The following is an 18168-nucleotide window of genomic DNA, read 5'->3' on the forward strand; positions in this document are numbered from 1 at the left end:
GACGTCGGTGATCACTAATCAGACGGACACACCGATCAACTGAGCAATCCATCAAAGAGATACGCGATAGCTGGGGGTGATGGCCAATGAGCCGCGCGCCGCGGCGGCGTACTCGTCACGTACGACATGGAATCTCTCGAGCAGCGGATCGCGTACCAGGCCGCCCATCAACTCGTCCCAATGCGCCACGGATTCAGCCACCTGAAGGACCTGGGCCACCTCGTCCGCCGTGAAGGCGCGGCTCTCTTCCAATAGCCACTCCAAAAAGTCGAGCTTTTCCCATCGTTCCTCATCCTCAAGGCGTGCCCAACCCGCCAGAAGGTCCCAGGCGACGAACGCGGCACCATGGTGCGGATCCTCACAGACTTCCGGGTTGCACCGGCGGCACCAGTGACGCTCCAGCGCGTCGACCGCAGACCGCAGCACCGCCCGACGCAGCGCCATCCTCTCCAATCGCATGCACTGTTCCAGCACATCCTGGGCCCGGGACGACACGCCCGCCGGCCCGAGAACGGCGATGCCCGCTCGGGCTTCGATCAGCGCCGTGACCCTTCTGTCGAGTGCCTCCCTACGCGCCTCGAGGGGGCTGGCAGGTAACTCCCGTACGGTCCGCACGAGAAGGTCCGCCGCTCGAAGGAACTCGGTACAGGCCGCCCGACGATCACTTTCCAAGGCGTGCTCCCGACCTGTGCGCCCCTGAAGGCGCGCGGCCCGCACCGCGGCCTCAGACTGGCCGAGCCCCGCAACCATCGCGGCATCGGCCGCCCTCTCCGTGCTCCGTCGGGCCCAGTGCGCGGCAACCAGGGTCACCGGCACGGCAACCAGCGCGGTCGCCGCCGACGTTACAGCCGCTACTGCTTCCCATGTCACGCGACGCATGGTGCCAAGCACCGCTGCAGATCCGTCCGGTTGTGCCGAATCTGCCACAAGGACACGCGAACTGTGCTTGCCTGTCACCTCCGAGACTTGACCCGTCCGGGCGGCAGCCAGGTTCGTCAGAATCGTCCAGTGCTTTGACCGCGTAGGTTCGCCGTGTTGGTGCTCATGCTCCTTGGGCCGGTTGGACGTGACGATGCCCTTGCAGGCAGCCCGATGGCAAGGTTTCGGGGGCTGCCGCTGTCGCGGATCCATGCGGCCCTGGAGTCCATCCTCAGCGCCCACCTCGCTGTGGAGCAAGCCGGCTTAGTGGCCGTCGACTTCTACGACGGTTGCATGCTCTACGACTTCGAGCGTCACAGAATGATGTTGTGTGACCTGGACGAGTACAGGGCTGGACCGTTCACCCTGGAGGCGGACCGGCTTCCCGGCTCTAGGCGCTTCATGGCCCCAGAAGAGTTTGTGCGGGGTTCGGTCATCGACACCAGGACAACCGTATTCATCCTCGGGCGGGCCCTCCGGCTTCTCCTCGACGCTGGCGACGAGGAGAAGCAGTGGCGTGGCACCCCCCGCCAGCTAACCGTCGTCAGGAAGGCCAGCGCCGCAGTCCCGGAGAGCCGCTTCCCCTCCGTGCACTCACTCGTCGCCGCTTGGCACGCGGCAGACTGAGAACGGTCATGCTCGCCTATTCAGCAAGTCTCGATCCTGCAGCTCTCTGGCGCCCTCCCTGCCGCGACTTCGCCTGGAGGACATCGCTCGCCGAGCGCGAGCTCCGCGATGCCGGCTACGACGTGGTCGTAGCCGGCACCAGTACCGCAGTGGCGCCGACGCGCACAACTACTGGCCGCTTTTCAGCGACTGACGCACTCCGTGGACCCAGATCGTTCGCACCATCGAGGAAGAGGTACGCGGACGGAGAGCTCTATGACCAGATGGAAGCGACCCTCACCGTTCGCCGACAGAAGCGCACAGATCACACCGAGCCGACGACAAGCAAGTGCGCCGACGCATCGTGAAACACGCCGTGCTCGTCGGCGAGACGGGCCGTCGCTATCGCATCCGCAACCAGCGCTCCTGCCTCTTCCTGGCCCGCGCAACGTCCGGCCGCGACGACGTACGCCCATCCCGGCCCTTCGATCCCGTGGACGCGCACACCGCGCAGCCCGACTTCACCAGCTTCCTGAGAAAGCTCGGCAGCGGTGTGGAAGTGCACGACCGTGAAACCCCTACTGCCGTCGTAAGAACCCGTACGAACCACCTGCGAGACCTCGCCGGCCAGCAGCTCCGGGGACAGGCCAGCGCTAACCGTGTAGTCCTGCATCAGGGAGTACCGGGAGATCCCCGCAGCCGCCACGACACCACCCTGCACCACAACCCGTCGGGCCTCCCGCAGCGCCTTCAGTCGGTCCTCGCGCTCCGCCAGGTGGTACAGCGGCCCAAGGAGCAGCACCGCATCGAAGGTGCGGGCCGTGAAGGCCAAATGACGCGCGTCCCCTTCCGTAGCCACGCATCCCGGCGCCCGCTCGCGGGCCTGCTCGACATGTTTCGGCACGGGGTCCACCAGGTTTACCTCGTAGCCGTCTTCGGCAAGCCACTGGGCATGGGCACCTGGGCCCCCGCCTACGTCCAGCACGCGGGCCGGCGGTGGCGGGAGGTAGCGCCGTAACAACTCCCGGGTCCGCTCGAATTCGAGACGACCCGTCGCTGTGGAGTGCAGCCGTGCCGCCTCGTCGTACTCGCTGTAGAAGCCCATGATGCGGGGATCGATGCTCGTCATGCCTGGCGAGAGTAGAGCCCAGCAGATGCTGGCGTCATCCAGATTCGGCGCGGCCGCCATTGCAGGACTGTCGGATGGTGATGACCGCACCGTGCCTGCGCCGGACGCGCCGTATGAGGGCCGTGGCCAAAAAGAACCGAAGCTGGTTGCCCGCGATTGGGCGCGAAGGAACCTAGCGTCCTGCGCCGCAAGTGCATTGAAGTTGTCGAGCGAGGTGCGGCGGCGAAGCTCCCTTGACCGCGGAAGTGTTCGCGCCTCTCTCAGCGGAAAACCACGCGCGCACGCCGACGGCACGCGGGACCATGAGGCATGAGTCCGGATGACTGGCACCTCACCGAAAACCTCGACGCCTTTCTCGCTCGCGCCGAAGACTTCCTGCAGTCGCGTCCCGCCCTGCACACCGTCCAGCTGACGGTGACCGAGGCACTGCGTACACGCGGGGACGCGTACGGCCCCGATGCCCCGGTCTTCGGCCTACTGGAGCAGGCGGGCGAGGTCCGCGCGACCTTCCTCCGCACCCCGCCCCGCCGCCTGTCCGTCACCCCCCTCACCCCCGAAGAGGCCGACAGCCTCGCCGTCCGCCTGGCCGACCTCGGCCACCTCCTCCCCGGCGTCAACGCGGACCACGACACCGCCATCTCCTTCGCCGAGGCTTGGCAGCGGCACACGGGCACGATTCCGACGCTGCACGAGCGGGAGCGCCTGTACCGCCTGGGCACACTCACGCCACCGGAGCCGTTCCCTGGGGGCCGGGGGCGAGTCGCGGGCGAACGGGACCGCGAGCAGCTCATGCTCTGGCACCGCGAGTTCGTCACCGACATCGGAGGAACCCCGTCTGCGGACAACAGCTCGTGGGCGGACACGCGCATCGCCCACGAACGCGTCACGCTCTGGGAAACCCCGGACGGCACCCCCGTGTCCATGGCGGGCAGGACCCCCATGGTCGCGGGCCAGATCCGGGTGGCCCCCGTCTATACCCCGGCCCACCTACGCGGCCGCGGTTACGCGGGCGCCGCGACAGTCGAGGTGAGCCGGGCCGCTCTCGCCGCGGGCGCGGCGGAGGTCCTGCTGTTTGCGGACCTGGCCAACCCCACCAGTATCGGCCTCTACCAGCGAATTGGGTATCGCCCGATTGCTGACTTCGCGGTGTACGACTTCTAGTGTGGCGCGCCGGGTCCCCGGCGAAGAACTCCTGCGGACCCCATGGCGCGCACCGCAGCGAACACATCTGCCACCAGGGGACTCCTACGCCGAACCTCGTTGAACTTCTTTGATGAACTTGCGTCGCGGGACACTAGCCACGGGTAGCAATCGTGCACACCGTTTGCCGGGTCTCGCAGAACCGCCCAGCGGGCTCGAAGCGGGCGAGCTCGCTACGCAGGTCGGCCTCGTACGCGGCCTGCCGGCCACCGAGAACGTCAGGGCTGGTGTACGAGAAGGAGAACTGCAATCCCACCAGCTCGTCCAGGGTGAACTCCAGCGCCTGCTCGAAGGCGGCAATCTGCACGTGGGAGAACGCTGAGGCTGCGAGCAGGTCGTCGGGTCCCCCGACCGGGCCGGCGACGGGTCCATACCGGGGAACGCACCGGCTGGCTTCGTCTACCGCGGCGGGCTCTGGCCCGAGCATCGCTATGCCTCTGACAGAGGTAGTGCGTGCTGTGCGGTTGATTCGTCGACGTGGTCCTCGCCCAACATCGGCAGGACCACGTACGCGAAGCCCGGTCCAGCGAGAGTCGGGGCTTGGTCCCGCCGCGAGGTCCAGGTACGCCGTGGCGGGCAAGGGTGGCTTGCTTAGGTAACCGGGACGGCCGCCGCACTCGGGCCGGACACCGGGACGTGCCCAATGACGCCGAACACAAAGCAGACCTGCGAGGCGAGGTGAATTCCGGTTCTCTGCCGCATCCGTTTTGCGCCGTCTCGAACCCAAACGGGTCGTGGTCAACGCTGCGTAACCAGCACCGAACCAGCACGGGGTGGGTTGCGAGGGGTGCTGACGTGGGGTTCAGGTGACAGCGAACCAGCACCAAACCAGCACGGGAGTCAGCACCGCATCCCCAAAACAGGCGCAACTCTGCAATTCCGACAGGGGCTTCCCACCCGCTTCCGGAGGGGGCCGAGGGGTTCGGTTCGGGCCATATGGTGTTCGGGCACACTCAGGTGGGGTTGATTGTGATGGCACGCCACATATACCGCTGACCTGCGGACTTCTACGTTGTGGCCACACCCGACGTCCCCGCAGACACCCTGGAAGTGGTGCACATGACCTCCACCGGTACCGACCCGAAGGCTCCATCCGGAATCCGGCGGATCGTCGCCGCCAGTCTCATCGGGACCACCATCGAGTGGTACGACTTCTTCCTCTACGGGTCCGCCGCCGCGCTCGTCTTCAACACGCTGTTCTTCCCCGCCAGTGACCCCCTCGTGGGGACCCTGCTCGCGTTCCTCACCTACGCCGTCGGCTTCGCCGCCCGCCCGCTGGGCGGGATGGTCTTCGGGCACTACGGCGACCGCATCGGCCGCAAGAAGCTGCTGGTGCTCAGCCTCCTGATGATGGGCGGGGCCACCTTCGCGATGGGGCTGCTGCCCACGCACGCGAGCATCGGCGTCGGCGCGCCGATCCTGCTCACGGTGCTGCGGCTGGTGCAGGGCTTCGCGCTGGGCGGCGAATGGGGCGGGGCGGTCCTGCTCGTGGCCGAGCACGGCGACGACAAGAACCGCGGGTTCTGGGCCTCGTGGCCGCAGGCCGGTGCCCCCGGCGGGAACCTGCTCGCGACCGGCGTCCTCGCGCTGCTCGCGGCCGTGCAGTCGGACGAGGCGTTCCTCGCCTGGGGCTGGCGCGTCCCGTTCCTGCTGTCGGGGGTGCTGGTGGTGATCGGGCTGTGGATCCGGGTGTCGGTGTCGGAGTCGCCCGCGTTCCTGGAGGCGCGGGCCCGGGCCGAGGCCGAGGAAGCGGCGGGCCGGCGGCGCAAGCCGCCCGTCGTCGAGGTCCTGCGGACCGGCCGGCGGGGCATCCTCACGGCGATCGGCGCCCGGCTGGGCGAGAACGTCTCGTACTACATCCTGACGGCGTTCCTCCTCGTCTACGTCACCGTCCACCTCCAGCTGCCGAAGGGCGACGCACTGAACGCCGTACTGATCGGCTCCGCCGTGCACTTCGTGACGATCCCGCTGTGGGGGGCGCTGTCGGACCGGATCGGACGCCGTGCCGTCACCCTCGTCGGATCGGTCGGCATGGCCGGCTGGGCGTTCGCCTTCTTCGCCCTCCTGGACACCAGGTCGTTCCCGGTGATCGCGGTCGCGGTCACGGCCGGTCTGCTCCTGCACGGGGCGATGTACGGCCCCCAAGCGGCTTTCATATCCGAGCTGTTCGACACGCGGGTCCGCTACTCGGGCGCCTCCATGGGCTCGCAGCTCGCCTCCATCATCGGCGGCGCCCTGGCCCCGATCATCGCGGTGGAACTCCTGAAGGACTACGACTCCTCCCTCCCGGTCTCCCTCTACCTCTGCGCGGCGGCGCTGGTCACGACGGTGACCGTGCTGCTGGCCCGGGAGACCAAGGGCCGCAGCCTGACCCGGCCGGACACCGTCACCGCCGGAGCCGCCCGCCCCGAGTCGGCACCCGTCGGCGGCTGACCCCGCCGCCGGCCGTATGCTCACCCCCGTGACGGAACCGGACGGCCCGCGGACCCGGGCAGGCGTACGGGACCTGCTCGGTCTGCTGGCCCTCGGAGCTCCCGCCGAGCACCTGGCCCGGCCGGTGGCGGCCGCGCGCGCCGCCGGTGCTCCCGCCGGGGAGCTGGCCGACCTGGAGGACGCCACGCGCGTGGCGCTGGAGATCCACCGCACGCTGGCGCAGCACCGGACCCGTGAGGCGGAGCTGACCGCGCTGTTCGACACGGCGGGCGACCTGGCGGCGCTGCGCGACCTGGACTCCGTCCTGCGGGCGATCGTCCACCGCGCCAAGCAGCTGCTGCACACGGACGTCACCTACCTGTCGCTCCACGACGAGAGCGCGGGCGACACGTTCATGCGGGTCACCGACGGTTCGGTGTCGGCCGCGTTCCAGCAGCTGCGGCTCGGCATGGGCGAGGGGCTCGGCGGGCTCGTCGCCCAGACCGCCCGCCCGTACGCCACCGGGAACTACCAGAGCGACCCGCGCTTCCGGCACACGCGTCCCATCGACAGAGCCGTCGGCGAGGAGGAACTGCACGCCATCCTGGGCGTGCCGCTGCGGCTCGGGCCGAAGGTGATCGGTGTCCTGTTCGCCGCCGACCGCAGCCCGCGCGAGTTCACCGCCCGCGAGGTGGCGCTGCTGTCCTCGCTCGCCGATCACGCGGCGATCGCCATCGACGGGGCCCGGCTCCTGGAGGAGACCCGCGGTGCCCTCGCCGAACTGGGCGTCGCCTCCCGCACCATCCAGGAGAACAGCGACGCGATGCGCCGGGCCGAGGAGGCCCACGACCGGCTGACCGGGCTCGTCCTGCGCGGCGGGGACCTCGCGGAGGTCGCCGCGGCCATCGGCACGCTCCTCGACGGCGGCACCCTCATCCACGACGCCGACGGTACGGAACTGGCGCGGGCCCGGACCGGTTCCCGTCCCGCGCCCGCCGAGGCCGTCGCGGCTTCCCGGGCCGGCGGCCGGGCCGTACCGCTGGACGGCACCTGGGTGTGCGCGGTGCTCGCCGGTCCCGAGGTCCTGGGCAGCGTCACCCTCACCGGCCGGCCGGGCCTCGGCGACGCCGGGCGGCGCCTGTTCGAACGCGCGGCCACGGTCACGGCGTTGCTGCTGCTCCTGCGCCGTTCGGTCGCCGAGACCGAGGACCGGATACGCGGCGAGCTCCTCGGTGATCTGCTGAGCCCCGCGGCGGATCCGGCGGGCCTGGCCGTCCGCGCCCGCCGGCTGGGCGTCGACCTCGGCAGGCCCCGGGCCCTGTTCGTCCTGCACAGCGATGCGGCTCCGCGGCCGCGGCTGCTCGCGGCGGCCGCGCACCAGGCGCGTGCGCGGCGGGGGCTGGCGGGCGTCCACCACGACCACGCCGTGCTCCTGGCCCCCTCGGAGGAGCCCGGTGCCGAAGCCGAGTCGCTCGCCGCGGCCCTCGCGCGGGCGGTCGGGGGCCCGGTGACCGTCGGTGCGGCGGCGGCGGACGGCGAGGTGGCCGCGCTGCCCGCCGCGCACGCGGAGGCCCTGCGCTGCCTGTCGGCGCTGCGGGCACTGGGCCGGTCCGGAGAGGGCGGGACGCTGGCCGGCCTCGGCTTCCTCGGAGTGCTCCTGGGCGAAGGCCCCGACCTGCCCTCATACGTACGGAGCACGCTGGGGCCCCTGCTGGAGTACGACGAGCGGCGCGGCAGCGACCTCGTGCACACCCTGCGGGTCTATTTCGCCGCCGGAATGAGCCAGTCCCGGGCCAAGGACGCCCTCCACGTGCACGTCAACACCGTCGTCCAGCGCCTGGACCGCATCGGCCGGCTCCTCGGCCCGGACTGGCAGTCCCCCGACCGGGCCCTGGAGCTCCAGCTCGCGCTGAGGCTGCACCAGGTGTCGGCCCGCCCGCCCTTCCCCGGACCTTGATCCGAGCTCCCTCGGAGATCGTTCACGCCGGGCTGACATTCCTGTAATCGCCCTGACGACAAAGGCACATGACTTAACCCTTGTTCCGTTGACCGCAATACTCCGGATCGATGAATCTGATCATCTGTTCCAGCGATCAGGGGGAGAGTCCGGTGAAATCGAATGCGCTCCTCCTCCCCGTCGGCCTGCGCGGACTGCCTCCGGCGTTCTGGTGGATCTGGGCGAGCATTCTGGTGAATTGGCTCGGCGCTTTCGCCGGACCGATGCTGGCCCTTTCCCTCACCGAAGGCCAGGGACATTCCCTTTCCTACGCCGGATTCGTCGTCTCGCTGCTCGGTGCCGGCGCCGTGGCCGGGTCCGCGGTCGGCGGGGTGCTCGCCGACCGGCTCGGCCGGCGGGCCACCATGTTCGCGGGGCACTGCTTCACCGCCGTCAGCATGACCGCGCTCGGCCTGTGCGAGGACCGCCGGGCGCTCGCCGTGGCGGCGCTCGCCGCCGGACTCGGTGCGGCCTCCGTACGTCCGGCCGCCCAGGCCGCGCTCGCGGACGTGGTCGCGGCCGAGGACCGGCAGCGGGCGTTCGGGCTGAACTACTGGGCCGTGAACACCGGAACGGCCGTGTCGGCCGCGCTGGCGGGCCTGCTCGTCGGGTACGGCTACACGCCGCTCTTCCTGGCCGACGCCGCGACCACCCTGCTGTGCGCCGTGGTGATCCTGGTGAAGGTCCCCGAGACCCGCCCCGAGCGGGCGGCCACGCCCCCGGCCGGCCCGCTGCCGCAGGGTTCCGGTCCCGTGGCACCGCGCGCCGACCGGTCCTTCCCGCTCTTCGTCCTGTTCGTGGTGCTCGTTCTCGTCTTCGGCGCCGTGTACGAGCAGAAGGCCGCGGCGCTGCCCGTCGTGATGACCCAGGACGGGCACGCTCCGGCCGTGTTCGGCCTGCTGATGTCGCTGAACGCCCTGCTGATCGTCATCCTGCAGATCCCGCTCACCCGGCTGTTGCGGAGCCGCTCCAGGGCCCTGGTGCTGCTGGTCGGCGGTGCGCTGGCGGGGGGCGGGTTCGGGCTGACCGCGGTGGCCGACAGTGCGGTGGCCTTCGCGTTCACCGTCGTCGTCTGGACCTTCGGGGAGATGCTCTTCGCCCCGACGGTCGGCGCGGTGGCCGTCGAACTCGCGCCCGTCCACCGGCGCGGCCGCTACCTCGGGCTGTACGGAGCCGCCTGGTCGGGCGCGGCGTTCGTCGGGCCGGCCGGCGGGGGCCGGCTCCTCGACCACTGGGGGCCCGGCGCCCTGTGGCCGGTGTGCGCCGTCGCCGGGACCGCCGCGGGCGCGGGCTGCGCGCTGATCGTCCGCCGGCACAAGAACTTCCGTGCGGCAACACCCGTACCGGAAGGCGACGGTGGCGTCCTGCCGCCCTCGCCCGCCCCCGCCGGAACCGGCCGGGGCACGTCACCCGAGAGGATCACGCAATGAACCAGCAGTTCGCCGTCAACACCTGTGTCGCCGCGTACGTCTCCGAGCAGGAGGAGCAGTTCGTCGCGAACACCTGCGTCGCCGCGTACGTGGCGGAGCAGGAGGAGCAGTTCGTCGTCAACACCTGCGTCGCGGCGTACGCCGCCTGATGCAGGCCCTGCCCGGTGCGCGGCCCGGCCCGGACGGTGACCGCCGTCCGGAGCCGGGCTCCGGCCCGTCCCCGGCCTTCGTCTCCCGGACGAGGGTGTTCGCCGGGCCCGGCGGGATTCCGCCCCGGCTGCACCTGGCCGTCTCGGACGTGACGGGCGCCGCGGACGTCCCGCAGACCTTCGGGACCTCCTGGGACGTGCCGGAGCGGGCCCGGCGCGCCGCCGAGGGCGAGGCGGTGGAGCGGTACGTCGGCGCGCGGGCCCCCGAGCCGTCCCGGATGCTGTACGGCAGCCACCGGGACCTGGTCCGGCGTGGTGTGCCCGCGCTGGACCCGCGCGAGCTGGTCCTCTACTCGCCGCGCCAGTACGCCCGTCCGGGATTCCCCTTCCGGCCCTTCCTGGCGGACTCCCCCGCGCACTGGGTGGAGGGGCGTTCCGCCGTCGACGGCCGTCCCGTCCGCGTACCCGCCTTCCTGGTGTACGCGGCCTGGTCGCGCATGCCCCATCTGAGCCCGGAGCCGCTGTACGCCTTCCCCGCCCTCGGCGGCATCGCCGCGGGGCCCTCGGCGGACTTCGCGCTGCGTTCCGGCCTGGAGGAGGTCATCGAGCACGATGCCACCGCCGTGTGGTGGGCCAACGCGCATCCCCTGCCCGCGCTGCCCCTCACGGAGGAGCTGCGTGCGCTGACGCGGGGCGCCCCGCGCGGTTTCGAGGTCCGTCTGGTCCCCGTCGGCAACGAGTTCGGCGTCCCCGTCGTGGCCGCGGGGGTCCGCAGCACCGACGAGGGCTGGCTGACGTACGGATCCGCCGTGCGGGCCGGCTTCGCGGAGGCCGCCGCCAAGGCCCTGGCCGAGGCGTACTCGCTCCAGCTCACCTGCCGGGCGCTGGACGACCCTGCGGCCCGGCCGGAAACTCCGGGCCGCCGGTCCCCGCTGAAGGCGTGGCGGCGCGACCGCCGCTACCTCGACGACTACCGGCCGGACGGCACGGACGTCGTCGAGCAGCTGTGCCAGCAGCAGCTGTTCCTGGACCGCAGGGCCGCCGACCGGGTCGCCCCCTGGGCGTGGGACCTGCCCGAGGGCCGCTGGGAGGAGCCGGCGGCGCCCGCCTACCGCAGCGCCGGAGAGCTGGTCGGCCGGGTCGCGGCGGCGGGCCGCGACGTGGTCGTGGTCCCGCTGTCGTCGGACGCGGAGGCGGCGCGGGGCACGTACGTCGTACGGGTCCTCGTGCCCGGGACCGCCGGGGCGGCGCCCGCCGCGTACCGGCCGCTCGGCGGCGGCAGGCTCCGGGACGCCGCGGTGCGGCTCGGCTGGCGGGGCCGCCCGCTGGACGAGGAAGGGCTCAACACCTTCCCGATGCCGCACGGGTAGGGGTCCCGGCGCCGGTTCAGCGGTGGCCGGGCACGCCGGGGCGGTTCGGGCGGGTGTCCTCGTCCGGGAGCGCGCCGGTGTCCGTGCGGCGCAGCTGGACGGCCAGGACCGCGAGCGCCGCGGCCAGGGAGACCAGCCCGCCGACGTAGAGGCCGGAGCGGGCTCCCCAGTGCTCGGCGAGCCAGCCGAGGAGGAGCGCGCCGACGGGGGTGGAGCCTTGCAGGATCAGGGCGTAGAGAGCCATGACGCGGCCGCGGAAGCGGGGATCGCTGCCGAGCTGGATGCGGTGGTTCGCGGCCTGCGCGAAGGTGATCGTCGCGAAGCCGGTGGCCGCCAGCAGGACCAGTGCGGAGGTGAAGGTGGGGGCGAACGCGGTGAGGGTCTCCAGCAGGCCGAAGGCGATGGCGGAGGCGACGACGAGGGTGGCGGAGGGCCGTCCGCGGCGGGCGGTGGTGGCGAAGGCGGCGAGCAGGGAGCCCGCGGCGAGTGCGCTGGCGAGCAGTCCGAAGGCGGCGGAGTCGGCGTGGAAGACGGTCTTCGCCAGGAGCGGCAGGGTGAGCTGGAAGTTGAAGCCGAACATGCCGACGACCGCGACCAGCGCCATGGGCAGCAGCAGGTCGGGGCGGCTCCTGACGTAGGCCAGTCCGTCCGCGACCTTCGTGGCGCGCTGCGGGGCGCCGCCCCGGTGGAGTTCGCCGGGCCGCATGGCCAGCAGGCTGAGTACGGTGGCGAGGTAGCTGACGGCGTTGAGCGCGATGACGGGGCCGGTGTCGAAGCGGCTGATGAGCAGGCCGGCGAGGGCGGGGCCGACGACGCGGGCCGCGTTGAAGTAGGCGGCGCTCAGGGCGGACGCGTTCGGCAGCAGCTCGGCGCCGACCATCTCGCTGACGAACGAGAGCCGGGCGGGCACTTCGACGGCGTTGACGGTGCCCAGTCCCAGGGCGAAGAGGTAGACGTGCCAGAGCTCGGCGCCCGGGAGCAGGACGGCGAGGGCGAGCAGCAGGGACAGGACTCCGGACGCGGCGTTCGCGCAGATGAGCAGTACGCGCTTGTCGTACCGGTCGGCGAGCCGTCCGCCGTAGAGGGTGAGCAGCAGGACGGGGGTGAACTGCAGGGCGGTGACCAGGCCCAGTGCCGTGCCCGAGTCTCCGGAGAGGGACAGTACGAGCCAGTCCTGCGCGACGATCATCATCCAGGTGCAGGTGACGGACAGCAGCTGGCCGCCCGCGAAGAGCCGGAAGTTGCGTACGGACAGGGCCTCGAAAGTGGTCCTGAACCTGTTCACTCCCGCACCAGGGCGATCATCGCGGCTCCTCCTCCAGTCAGATCATGATCGGAACCGTAGCCACGAGTCGCCATTTCCTGGCGGGAAATATGCGGTCCTTGACGTGGAATGCACTGACCCCTGCCGAATTTAACGTCCGGTTGCCGTACCCGGGCTCTGCCGCCCCCACCGGCGCGGCGCGGCAGGAATTGACGCCCCTTCACCCCGGAGAGGCCTGTTTTCCAATGTCCGAATCGACATCCACCGTCGGACGGAAGGGAGCGCTAGCATCGCGTCATGGTCACGGACCGCTCGCACGGCACCGCGCGGGCCCGCACTTCGGCGGGCCTGCCGCGCCTGCTCGCTCTGGCCGTGCTGCTGCTGGGCCTGTTCTGCGCGCACGGCACGGCCGCGCAGAGCGGGGCGGCGCATCCGGGTTCCGGTGCGTCCGGCCCGTCGGTGACGCAGGCCGTCAGCAGTGCCGTGCCGTCGCAGGCGCCCGCCGCCGGTCACGATCCCGCCCATCCGGCGCACGAGTGCGCGCCGCTGCCGCCGCGTCAGGGGGCCGTGTCGGACGCCGCGTCCACCGCCCCGCACGCCGATCCCGGCTGCGTCCGGGCCGCTCATCCGGACCACCGTGCCGGATCCGGCCCCGCCCGGCAGGGGCCGGCGCTCCCCGTCACCTCGGCCGTCCTGCGGGTGTAGCCGCCCCCGGCCCCGGCAGAGCCGCGCCCTCCGGGGCCCTCGGCGCCCGTCCTCCGGCCCCGCGCCGGGCGGCGTCGACCGCACCCCGGCTCCCCGGGCCTCCCCGCCGACCGCCCGGCGGCGGTCACCGGCACGCCCGTCCCGATCCTCCCCGCGCGGGGCTCCGCCGCCCCGGCCCACCCCGTCGGGGCGTACTCGGCACGCCGTACTCCGCATGCCGAACGCCCCGTGCGACGGCACCCGCACGTGCGATCACCCGGCTCCATCGAACGAGAGCGGAAACGATGCATCCCCCCATCACCGGCATCACACCCCCCAGCCGTGCCACCCTGTCCGGGCTGGTCGGCAACACTCCCCTTCTGCGCGTCTCGGATCCGCTGTCCCGGACGGGGCGCGGTTTCTGGGCGAAGCTCGAAGGCTTCAACCCCGGCGGCATCAAGGACCGGCCCGGCCTCCACATGGTGGAACGGGCCCGCGCCCGGGGCGATCTCGCGCCCCGGGCCCGGATCATCGAGTCCACCAGCGGCACCCTCGGCCTCGGTCTCGCGCTGGCCGGCATGGTCTACGGACATCCCGTCACCCTGGTCACCGACCCCGGACTGGAACCGTCGATGACCCGCCTGCTGACCGCGTACGGGGCACGGGTCGACGTCGTCGCCGAACCGCACCCGGCCGGCGGCTGGCAGCAGGCACGCCGCGACCGGGTCGCCGAGCTGATGCGGCGCCATCCGGGGTCGTGGTGCCCGGACCAGTACAACAACCCCGACAACACCACCGCGTACACCCCGCTGGCCCTCGAACTCGCCGCCGAGCTCGGGCACGTCGACGTGCTGGTGTGCAGCGTCGGCACCGGGGGTCATTCGGCGGGGATCTCGCGCGTCCTGCGGCAGCTGTACCCCGGCCTGCGGCTGGTGGGGGTGGACACCGTGGGCTCCACCATCTTCGGGCAGCCCGCCCGCAACCGGCTGATGCGCGGCCTCGGTTCGAGCATCCATCCGCGCAACGTCGCCTACGAGCAGTTCTCCGAGGTGCACTGGGTCGCCCCGGCGGAGGCCGTCTGGACCTGCCGCCGGCTCGCCGCCTCCCACTACGCGGCCGGCGGGTGGAGCGTCGGCGCGGTCGCCCTGGTCGCCGGCTGGCTGGCCCGTTCCCTGCCCGTGAGCTCCCGGATCGCGGCGGTCTTCCCCGACGGCCCGCAGCGCTATCTCGGCAGCGTCTACGACGACGACTACTGCGCCGCGCACGGCCTGCTGGACTCCCCTCCCGCCGCCGAACCCGACACGATCGGCCGTCCCGACGAGCGGGAGGTCACCCGCTGGACGCGCTGCGCGGCCGTCGTCGACCCACTGACCCTCGGCAGCCCGAACGGCACGGCCGGAACCAACGGCACGGCAGGCGCGGCGGGCACGGCAGGCGCGGCCGGCGCGAAGGAGCGGGCGTGATGGCGGGCACCCTCGCGCAGGTCCGCTCGTACGACCGCTGCGTGCAACTGCTGATGGTGAACCAGTTCACCATCAACCTCGGCTTCTACATGCTCATGCCCTACCTGGCCGCGCATCTGGCGGGGCCGCTCGGGCTGGCCGGCTGGACGGTCGGCCTGATCCTGGGCGTGCGCAACTTCAGCCAGCAGGGGATGTTCCTGATCGGCGGGACGCTGGCCGACCGCCTCGGCTACAAGCCGATGATCATCGCGGGGCTCGGGCTGCGCGTCGCCGGCTTCGCCACCCTCGGGCTGGTCGGCTCCGTCCCCGCGCTGATCGCCGCCTCCGCCGCGACGGGCCTGGCCGGGGCCCTGTTCAACCCGGCCACCCGGGCGTACCTCGCCGCGGCCTCGGGCGGGCGCCGGGTCGAGGCGTTCGCCCTGTTCAACGTCTTCTACCAGGCGGGCATCCTGCTCGGCCCCCTCGTGGGGATGGTGCTGACGGGCATCGGGTTCCGCGTCACCTGCCTGACCGCCGCCGCCGTCTTCGCCGTGCTCGGCGCCGTACAGATCCGGGCCCTGCCCGCCCGGCGGGGCGACGACGCCGCCGGCCGGACGGACGGCCCGCGCGAGAAGGTGCTCGCCCAGTGGCGCGGCATCCTCGCCAACCGGCCGTTCCTGCTGTTCTCCCTGGCCATGATCGGCTCGTACGTGATGACCTTCCAGGTGTACCTGGCCCTCCCCCTGGAGGTCCGGCGCCTGGGCGGTGGAGGGGGCTTCGGCACGGCGGCGGTGGCGGGCCTGTTCGCCGTGTCGGGGCTGAGCACGATCCTGTTCCAGACGCGGGTCACCGCGTGGTGCAAGGCCCGGATGGAGCCGGGCCGCGCGCTGACCTGGGGGCTGCTCACGATGGGGGCGGCCTTCCTGCCGCTGCTGGCCGCCTCACTGGTGTCCGTCCCGGCCGGCGGAACGGGGGCGAAGCTGCTGGCCGCGGGGCCGCCGGCGCTGTCGGCGCTGATGCTGGCGCTGGGCACGATGATCGCCTACCCCTTCGAGATGGACACCATCGTCCGGCTCAGCGGGGACCGTCTCGTGGCGACGCACTACGGGTTCTACAACACGGTCTGCGGCATCGGCATCGCCGTCGGCAACCTCCTCACGGGCGCCGCGCTGGACACCGCGCGGGCCGCCGGGATGTCGGCGCTGCCCTGGCTGGTGCTGTGCGCCCTCGGTGTCGGCTGCACCGCCGCGCTGTACGGGCTGCACCGCGGCGGCCGCCTGACTCCGGCGCCCCCGGAGCGGGTTCAGGCGATCCCGACGGTGTAGGCGGCGCGGTACCCGGAGCCGTCGGCGAGGGGCTTGAGGGTCATGGCGGCTCCGGAGGCCCGGTAGCGGTCGTCGCGCTCGTTGGGGTGCTTCGGAGCGCGCCGGCGGTCGTAGGGCGCCAGCGCGTACGCCTTCAGGAGGAGGTCCTCGGGGAAGAAGAACTGCGAGGTGGTCCCGGCGCCCGCGTCGGGACGCACCTTGAAGTGGATGTGCGGTGCCAGGCCCGCGTACCAGCCGGGCACGATCGTGCGGAACACGGCCCGGCCGGTGGCGTCGGTGATCTGCGTCCCGCGCAGGAAGGTGGCCTTGCCCGTCGAATAGGTGCCCGAGGAGTCGGCCTGCCAGATGTCGACGGCGGCGTCCGCGAGCGGCCGGCAGCCCGCCGACATGCGGACCAGCGTCAGGTCGAGGCGGAACGGCACCCCCTTGCGGCCCTCCGTGACGTCCGACCGGACCTTGTCCAGGTCGAGGTAGTACGGGCCTTCACCGGCCTCCGCCGTGAGCACGCACCCGGGGGCGGCGCTGCCGCCCGACGGCTGGGCGGCCGCGGGCGCGGCGGCCGAGGCCTGACCGGCGGATCCGCGGACCCCGGCCGGGCCGGTACAGGCGGCGGTCAGCGCGGCCGCCCCCGCGGAACCGGCGGCCAGCAGCACCGCGCGGCGGCTGGTCCGGGAGGTGTCGTCGTACTCGGCCATGCGAACCCCTCGCAGCGTTCCTGGACCGTCGCACGCGGACGGCCGCCCACTGCGCCCACCGTGCCGGACGCCCGGCGCCCGCGTCGGCACCGACACCAACAACCAGGCCTTCGGCCCAGCGGCCGGGCGGAGGGTGCCGGCGCCGTGAGCCGGCGGGTCAGGCGGCGCGCTGGCGGATCCAGGCCTGGGTCGAGACGTTCGCGCACGGCATCTGGCGGACCTCCCGGCGGCTGCCGCTGGGCTGGCCCACGTCCTGGAGGCACAGGCCGGTGGCGGCGTTCTGGAACTGGATCGTGCCGTTGGGGAAGGCGAGCGGCAGCCACTGCTGGTTGAACCCGGCGTGGCAGTCCCAGATCTGGACGGTGCCGTCGGCTCCGGTGGCGTCCCTGACGTCGACGCAGCGGTGGCTGTCGAGCGAGATCAGGTTGAGGGTGACCTGCGGGGTGACCCGCTCCTCGAAGAGCTGGTTGGTGGCCCCCTTGCAGCTGAACTGCTGGACGACGGTCCCGTTCCCGGTGTTCCCGCCGCGTACGTCGAGGCACTTGCCGCTCGCGACGTTCGTGTACCGGTACTGGGGCGGAAGGGCGGCCGCGGAGGAGTCCGCGGCCCCGGCGGCGCCGGTGGCACCGAGGAGGCTCGCGGCGGTGACCAGGGCCAGGGTGACGGCGCGGGTGGCGCGTAGACGCATGGGCTTGCTCCCGGGGTGGTGAGGGCGGCGTCCCGGCGCCCGGAGCGGCTGGTGCCGGCTCCGGGCGGGGCAGGTGACGCGAGCACGTGCTGTCGCGGCGTGCTCACCGCACATCCCATCCGATGAAGCGCTTTAGCGGTACATAGCGAATCGGTCATTCCGGTGCCTGCGGGCGGCTGTTGACAACCCTGCGGGTCCGTGGTGGGGGGGCAGCCCGCAGGTCTCAGGTGCCCGTGTAGAACGCGATGGTCGCCGCCGTGGCCGCCGCGGCGGCCTCCGGGTCCGCGCCGGAGGCCGCGTAGGCGGCGCCCCACGCCTCGCCCGACCGGGTCATGAACCCCAGGGCCTCGGGCGAGGTCTGCCAGGCCTCGGCCCGCGCCCTGTCGACGCCGCCGTCCGCGAGGTACCGGCCGAGCCCGAGCAGCGCCAGGTCCCAGCCGACTCCGACGGCCCCCGGCCCGAACCGCCCCCAGAACTCCTCCGGCACCACGGCCGCGTGCTCCAGTTCGAACGCCGTGCGGCCGGAGCCCTCCGCCGCGAGCCGTACCTCGACCTCGCTGAATCCGGGCTCGGGGCCGAACAGCCAGCTCAGCCGCAGCCGCCGCGGCGCGTCGCAGGCGAGGATCCCGCCCCCGGCGTTGCCCTCCAGCTGGTAGTGGCCGCCGGCCTCGAACGCTCCGCTCACCGGCAGGAACCACCGTCCGATGCGCCCGGGCGAGGTCACCGCGGCCCAGACGTCGGCGACGCCGGCTCCGTAGGTGCGGCGCAGCAGCACCGTGCGGGCCTCCTCCGTCCCGGCCGGCCGCGAGCCGACCGCCCGGTGCACCCGTTCGATCTCGTCAGCGATTTCGGTCATGTCC

Annotated in this window: 17 protein-coding genes; 10 read left to right on the forward strand and 7 right to left on the reverse strand. The window is 72.4% G+C overall.

Going from position 1 to position 18168, the window contains the following annotated elements; all coding sequences use genetic code 11:
* Positions 1-51: 51 nt before the first annotated feature.
* Positions 52-870 (reverse strand): hypothetical protein, encoded by an 819-nt coding sequence (locus ABZZ17_RS16855; RefSeq protein ID WP_356876594.1) that lies wholly within the window; start codon positions 868-870, stop codon positions 52-54.
* A 165-nt stretch (positions 871-1035) separates the two neighbouring features.
* Here ABZZ17_RS16855 and ABZZ17_RS16860 point away from each other — a divergent pair, with 165 nt between their 5' ends.
* Entirely contained in the window at positions 1036-1545 is a 510-nt protein-coding gene (locus tag ABZZ17_RS16860; RefSeq protein ID WP_356876596.1) for a hypothetical protein, read from the forward strand.
* Between the two features lie 304 nt (positions 1546-1849).
* Here the strand turns inward: ABZZ17_RS16860 and ABZZ17_RS16865 are convergent, their stop codons facing one another.
* Positions 1850-2653, reverse strand: coding sequence for a class I SAM-dependent methyltransferase (locus ABZZ17_RS16865; protein ID WP_356876598.1), 804 nt, complete (start codon positions 2651-2653; stop codon positions 1850-1852).
* Between the two features lie 309 nt (positions 2654-2962).
* On the opposite strand from ABZZ17_RS16865, the gene ABZZ17_RS16870 reads away from it, so the two are divergent.
* Positions 2963-3814 carry a GNAT family N-acetyltransferase gene (locus ABZZ17_RS16870; protein ID WP_356876600.1) on the forward strand — a complete coding sequence of 284 codons (852 nt, stop codon included), beginning with the start codon at positions 2963-2965 and terminating at the stop codon, positions 3812-3814.
* A 133-nt stretch (positions 3815-3947) separates the two neighbouring features.
* On the opposite strand, the gene ABZZ17_RS16875 is transcribed toward ABZZ17_RS16870, so the two are convergent.
* Positions 3948-4160, reverse strand: coding sequence for a hypothetical protein (locus tag ABZZ17_RS16875; protein WP_356876602.1), 213 nt, complete (start codon positions 4158-4160; stop codon positions 3948-3950).
* Between the two features lie 752 nt (positions 4161-4912).
* Here ABZZ17_RS16875 and ABZZ17_RS16880 point away from each other — a divergent pair.
* From ABZZ17_RS16880 to ABZZ17_RS16900, 5 genes are all read left to right on the forward strand, one after another.
* The gene (locus tag ABZZ17_RS16880) at positions 4913-6286 is read left to right on the forward strand and encodes an MFS transporter (RefSeq protein WP_356876604.1); all 1374 of its coding nucleotides are present in this window, start codon (positions 4913-4915) and stop codon (positions 6284-6286) included.
* A 16-nt stretch (positions 6287-6302) separates the two neighbouring features.
* A complete protein-coding gene (locus ABZZ17_RS16885; RefSeq protein ID WP_356876606.1) occupies positions 6303-8222 on the forward strand; it encodes a helix-turn-helix domain-containing protein in 1920 nt (639 codons plus the stop codon).
* 152 nt (positions 8223-8374) lie between these two features.
* Positions 8375-9691, forward strand: coding sequence for an MFS transporter (locus tag ABZZ17_RS16890; protein WP_356876608.1), 1317 nt, complete (start codon positions 8375-8377; stop codon positions 9689-9691).
* Complete coding sequence (locus tag ABZZ17_RS16895) at positions 9688-9840, forward strand: hypothetical protein (RefSeq protein ID WP_356876610.1); 153 nt, start codon at positions 9688-9690, stop codon at positions 9838-9840. The genes ABZZ17_RS16890 and ABZZ17_RS16895 overlap by 4 nt, the downstream gene beginning before the upstream one ends.
* On the forward strand, positions 9840-11210 hold the full coding sequence (locus ABZZ17_RS16900) for a YcaO-like family protein (protein WP_356876612.1): 1371 nt from the start codon (positions 9840-9842) through the stop codon (positions 11208-11210). The genes ABZZ17_RS16895 and ABZZ17_RS16900 overlap by 1 nt, the downstream gene beginning before the upstream one ends.
* Before the next feature lie 16 nt (positions 11211-11226).
* Here ABZZ17_RS16900 and ABZZ17_RS16905 read toward each other — a convergent pair whose 3' ends face one another.
* The gene (locus ABZZ17_RS16905) at positions 11227-12495 is read right to left on the reverse strand and encodes an MFS transporter (RefSeq protein ID WP_356876614.1); all 1269 of its coding nucleotides are present in this window, start codon (positions 12493-12495) and stop codon (positions 11227-11229) included.
* Between the two features lie 276 nt (positions 12496-12771).
* On the opposite strand from ABZZ17_RS16905, the gene ABZZ17_RS16910 reads away from it, so the two are divergent.
* The 3 genes from ABZZ17_RS16910 (at position 12772) to ABZZ17_RS16920 (ending at position 15925) form a co-directional block, all read left to right on the forward strand.
* On the forward strand, positions 12772-13179 hold the full coding sequence (locus ABZZ17_RS16910) for a hypothetical protein (protein ID WP_356876616.1): 408 nt from the start codon (positions 12772-12774) through the stop codon (positions 13177-13179).
* A gap of 284 nt (positions 13180-13463) precedes the next feature.
* Positions 13464-14621 carry a PLP-dependent cysteine synthase family protein gene (locus tag ABZZ17_RS16915; protein WP_356876618.1) on the forward strand — a complete coding sequence of 386 codons (1158 nt, stop codon included), beginning with the start codon at positions 13464-13466 and terminating at the stop codon, positions 14619-14621.
* The gene (locus ABZZ17_RS16920; RefSeq protein ID WP_356876620.1) at positions 14621-15925 is read left to right on the forward strand and encodes an MFS transporter; all 1305 of its coding nucleotides are present in this window, start codon (positions 14621-14623) and stop codon (positions 15923-15925) included. Before ABZZ17_RS16915 ends, ABZZ17_RS16920 begins: the two co-directional genes overlap by 1 nt.
* Here ABZZ17_RS16920 and ABZZ17_RS16925 read toward each other — a convergent pair.
* The 3 genes from ABZZ17_RS16925 to ABZZ17_RS16935 form a co-directional block, all read right to left on the reverse strand.
* Positions 15904-16620, reverse strand: coding sequence for an intradiol ring-cleavage dioxygenase (locus ABZZ17_RS16925; protein WP_356876622.1), 717 nt, complete (start codon positions 16618-16620; stop codon positions 15904-15906). The two genes, ABZZ17_RS16920 and ABZZ17_RS16925, sit on opposite strands and share 22 nt — an antisense overlap.
* A 157-nt stretch (positions 16621-16777) precedes the next feature.
* Positions 16778-17308 carry an RICIN domain-containing protein gene (locus ABZZ17_RS16930; RefSeq protein WP_356876624.1) on the reverse strand — a complete coding sequence of 177 codons (531 nt, stop codon included), beginning with the start codon at positions 17306-17308 and terminating at the stop codon, positions 16778-16780.
* Between the two features lie 223 nt (positions 17309-17531).
* Entirely contained in the window at positions 17532-18164 is a 633-nt protein-coding gene (locus ABZZ17_RS16935; protein ID WP_356876626.1) for an SRPBCC family protein, read from the reverse strand.
* Between the last annotated feature and the right edge of the window lie 4 nt (positions 18165-18168).

This window comes from Streptomyces sp. NPDC006512 (assembly GCF_040611935.1).
Lineage (GTDB): Bacteria > Actinomycetota > Actinomycetes > Streptomycetales > Streptomycetaceae > Streptomyces.

Bases quoted from the DNA above. Each gene is read 5' to 3' on its own strand.
- ABZZ17_RS16865 (WP_356876598.1), bottom strand. From the start codon at position 2,653: ATGACGAGCATCGATCCCCGCATCATGGGCTTCTACAGCGAGTACGAC.
- ABZZ17_RS16870 (WP_356876600.1), top strand. From the start codon at position 2,963: ATGAGTCCGGATGACTGGCACCTCACCGAAAACCTCGACGCCTTTCTC.
- ABZZ17_RS16880 (WP_356876604.1), top strand. From the start codon at position 4,913: ATGACCTCCACCGGTACCGACCCGAAGGCTCCATCCGGAATCCGGCGG.
- ABZZ17_RS16885 (WP_356876606.1), top strand. From the start codon at position 6,303: ATGCTCACCCCCGTGACGGAACCGGACGGCCCGCGGACCCGGGCAGGC.
- ABZZ17_RS16895 (WP_356876610.1), top strand. From the start codon at position 9,688: ATGAACCAGCAGTTCGCCGTCAACACCTGTGTCGCCGCGTACGTCTCC.
- ABZZ17_RS16900 (WP_356876612.1), top strand. From the start codon at position 9,840: ATGCAGGCCCTGCCCGGTGCGCGGCCCGGCCCGGACGGTGACCGCCGT.
- ABZZ17_RS16910 (WP_356876616.1), top strand. From the start codon at position 12,772: ATGGTCACGGACCGCTCGCACGGCACCGCGCGGGCCCGCACTTCGGCG.
- ABZZ17_RS16915 (WP_356876618.1), top strand. From the start codon at position 13,464: ATGCATCCCCCCATCACCGGCATCACACCCCCCAGCCGTGCCACCCTG.
- ABZZ17_RS16920 (WP_356876620.1), top strand. From the start codon at position 14,621: ATGGCGGGCACCCTCGCGCAGGTCCGCTCGTACGACCGCTGCGTGCAA.
- ABZZ17_RS16925 (WP_356876622.1), bottom strand. From the start codon at position 16,620: ATGGCCGAGTACGACGACACCTCCCGGACCAGCCGCCGCGCGGTGCTG.
- ABZZ17_RS16930 (WP_356876624.1), bottom strand. From the start codon at position 17,308: ATGCGTCTACGCGCCACCCGCGCCGTCACCCTGGCCCTGGTCACCGCC.
- ABZZ17_RS16935 (WP_356876626.1), bottom strand. From the start codon at position 18,164: ATGACCGAAATCGCTGACGAGATCGAACGGGTGCACCGGGCGGTCGGC.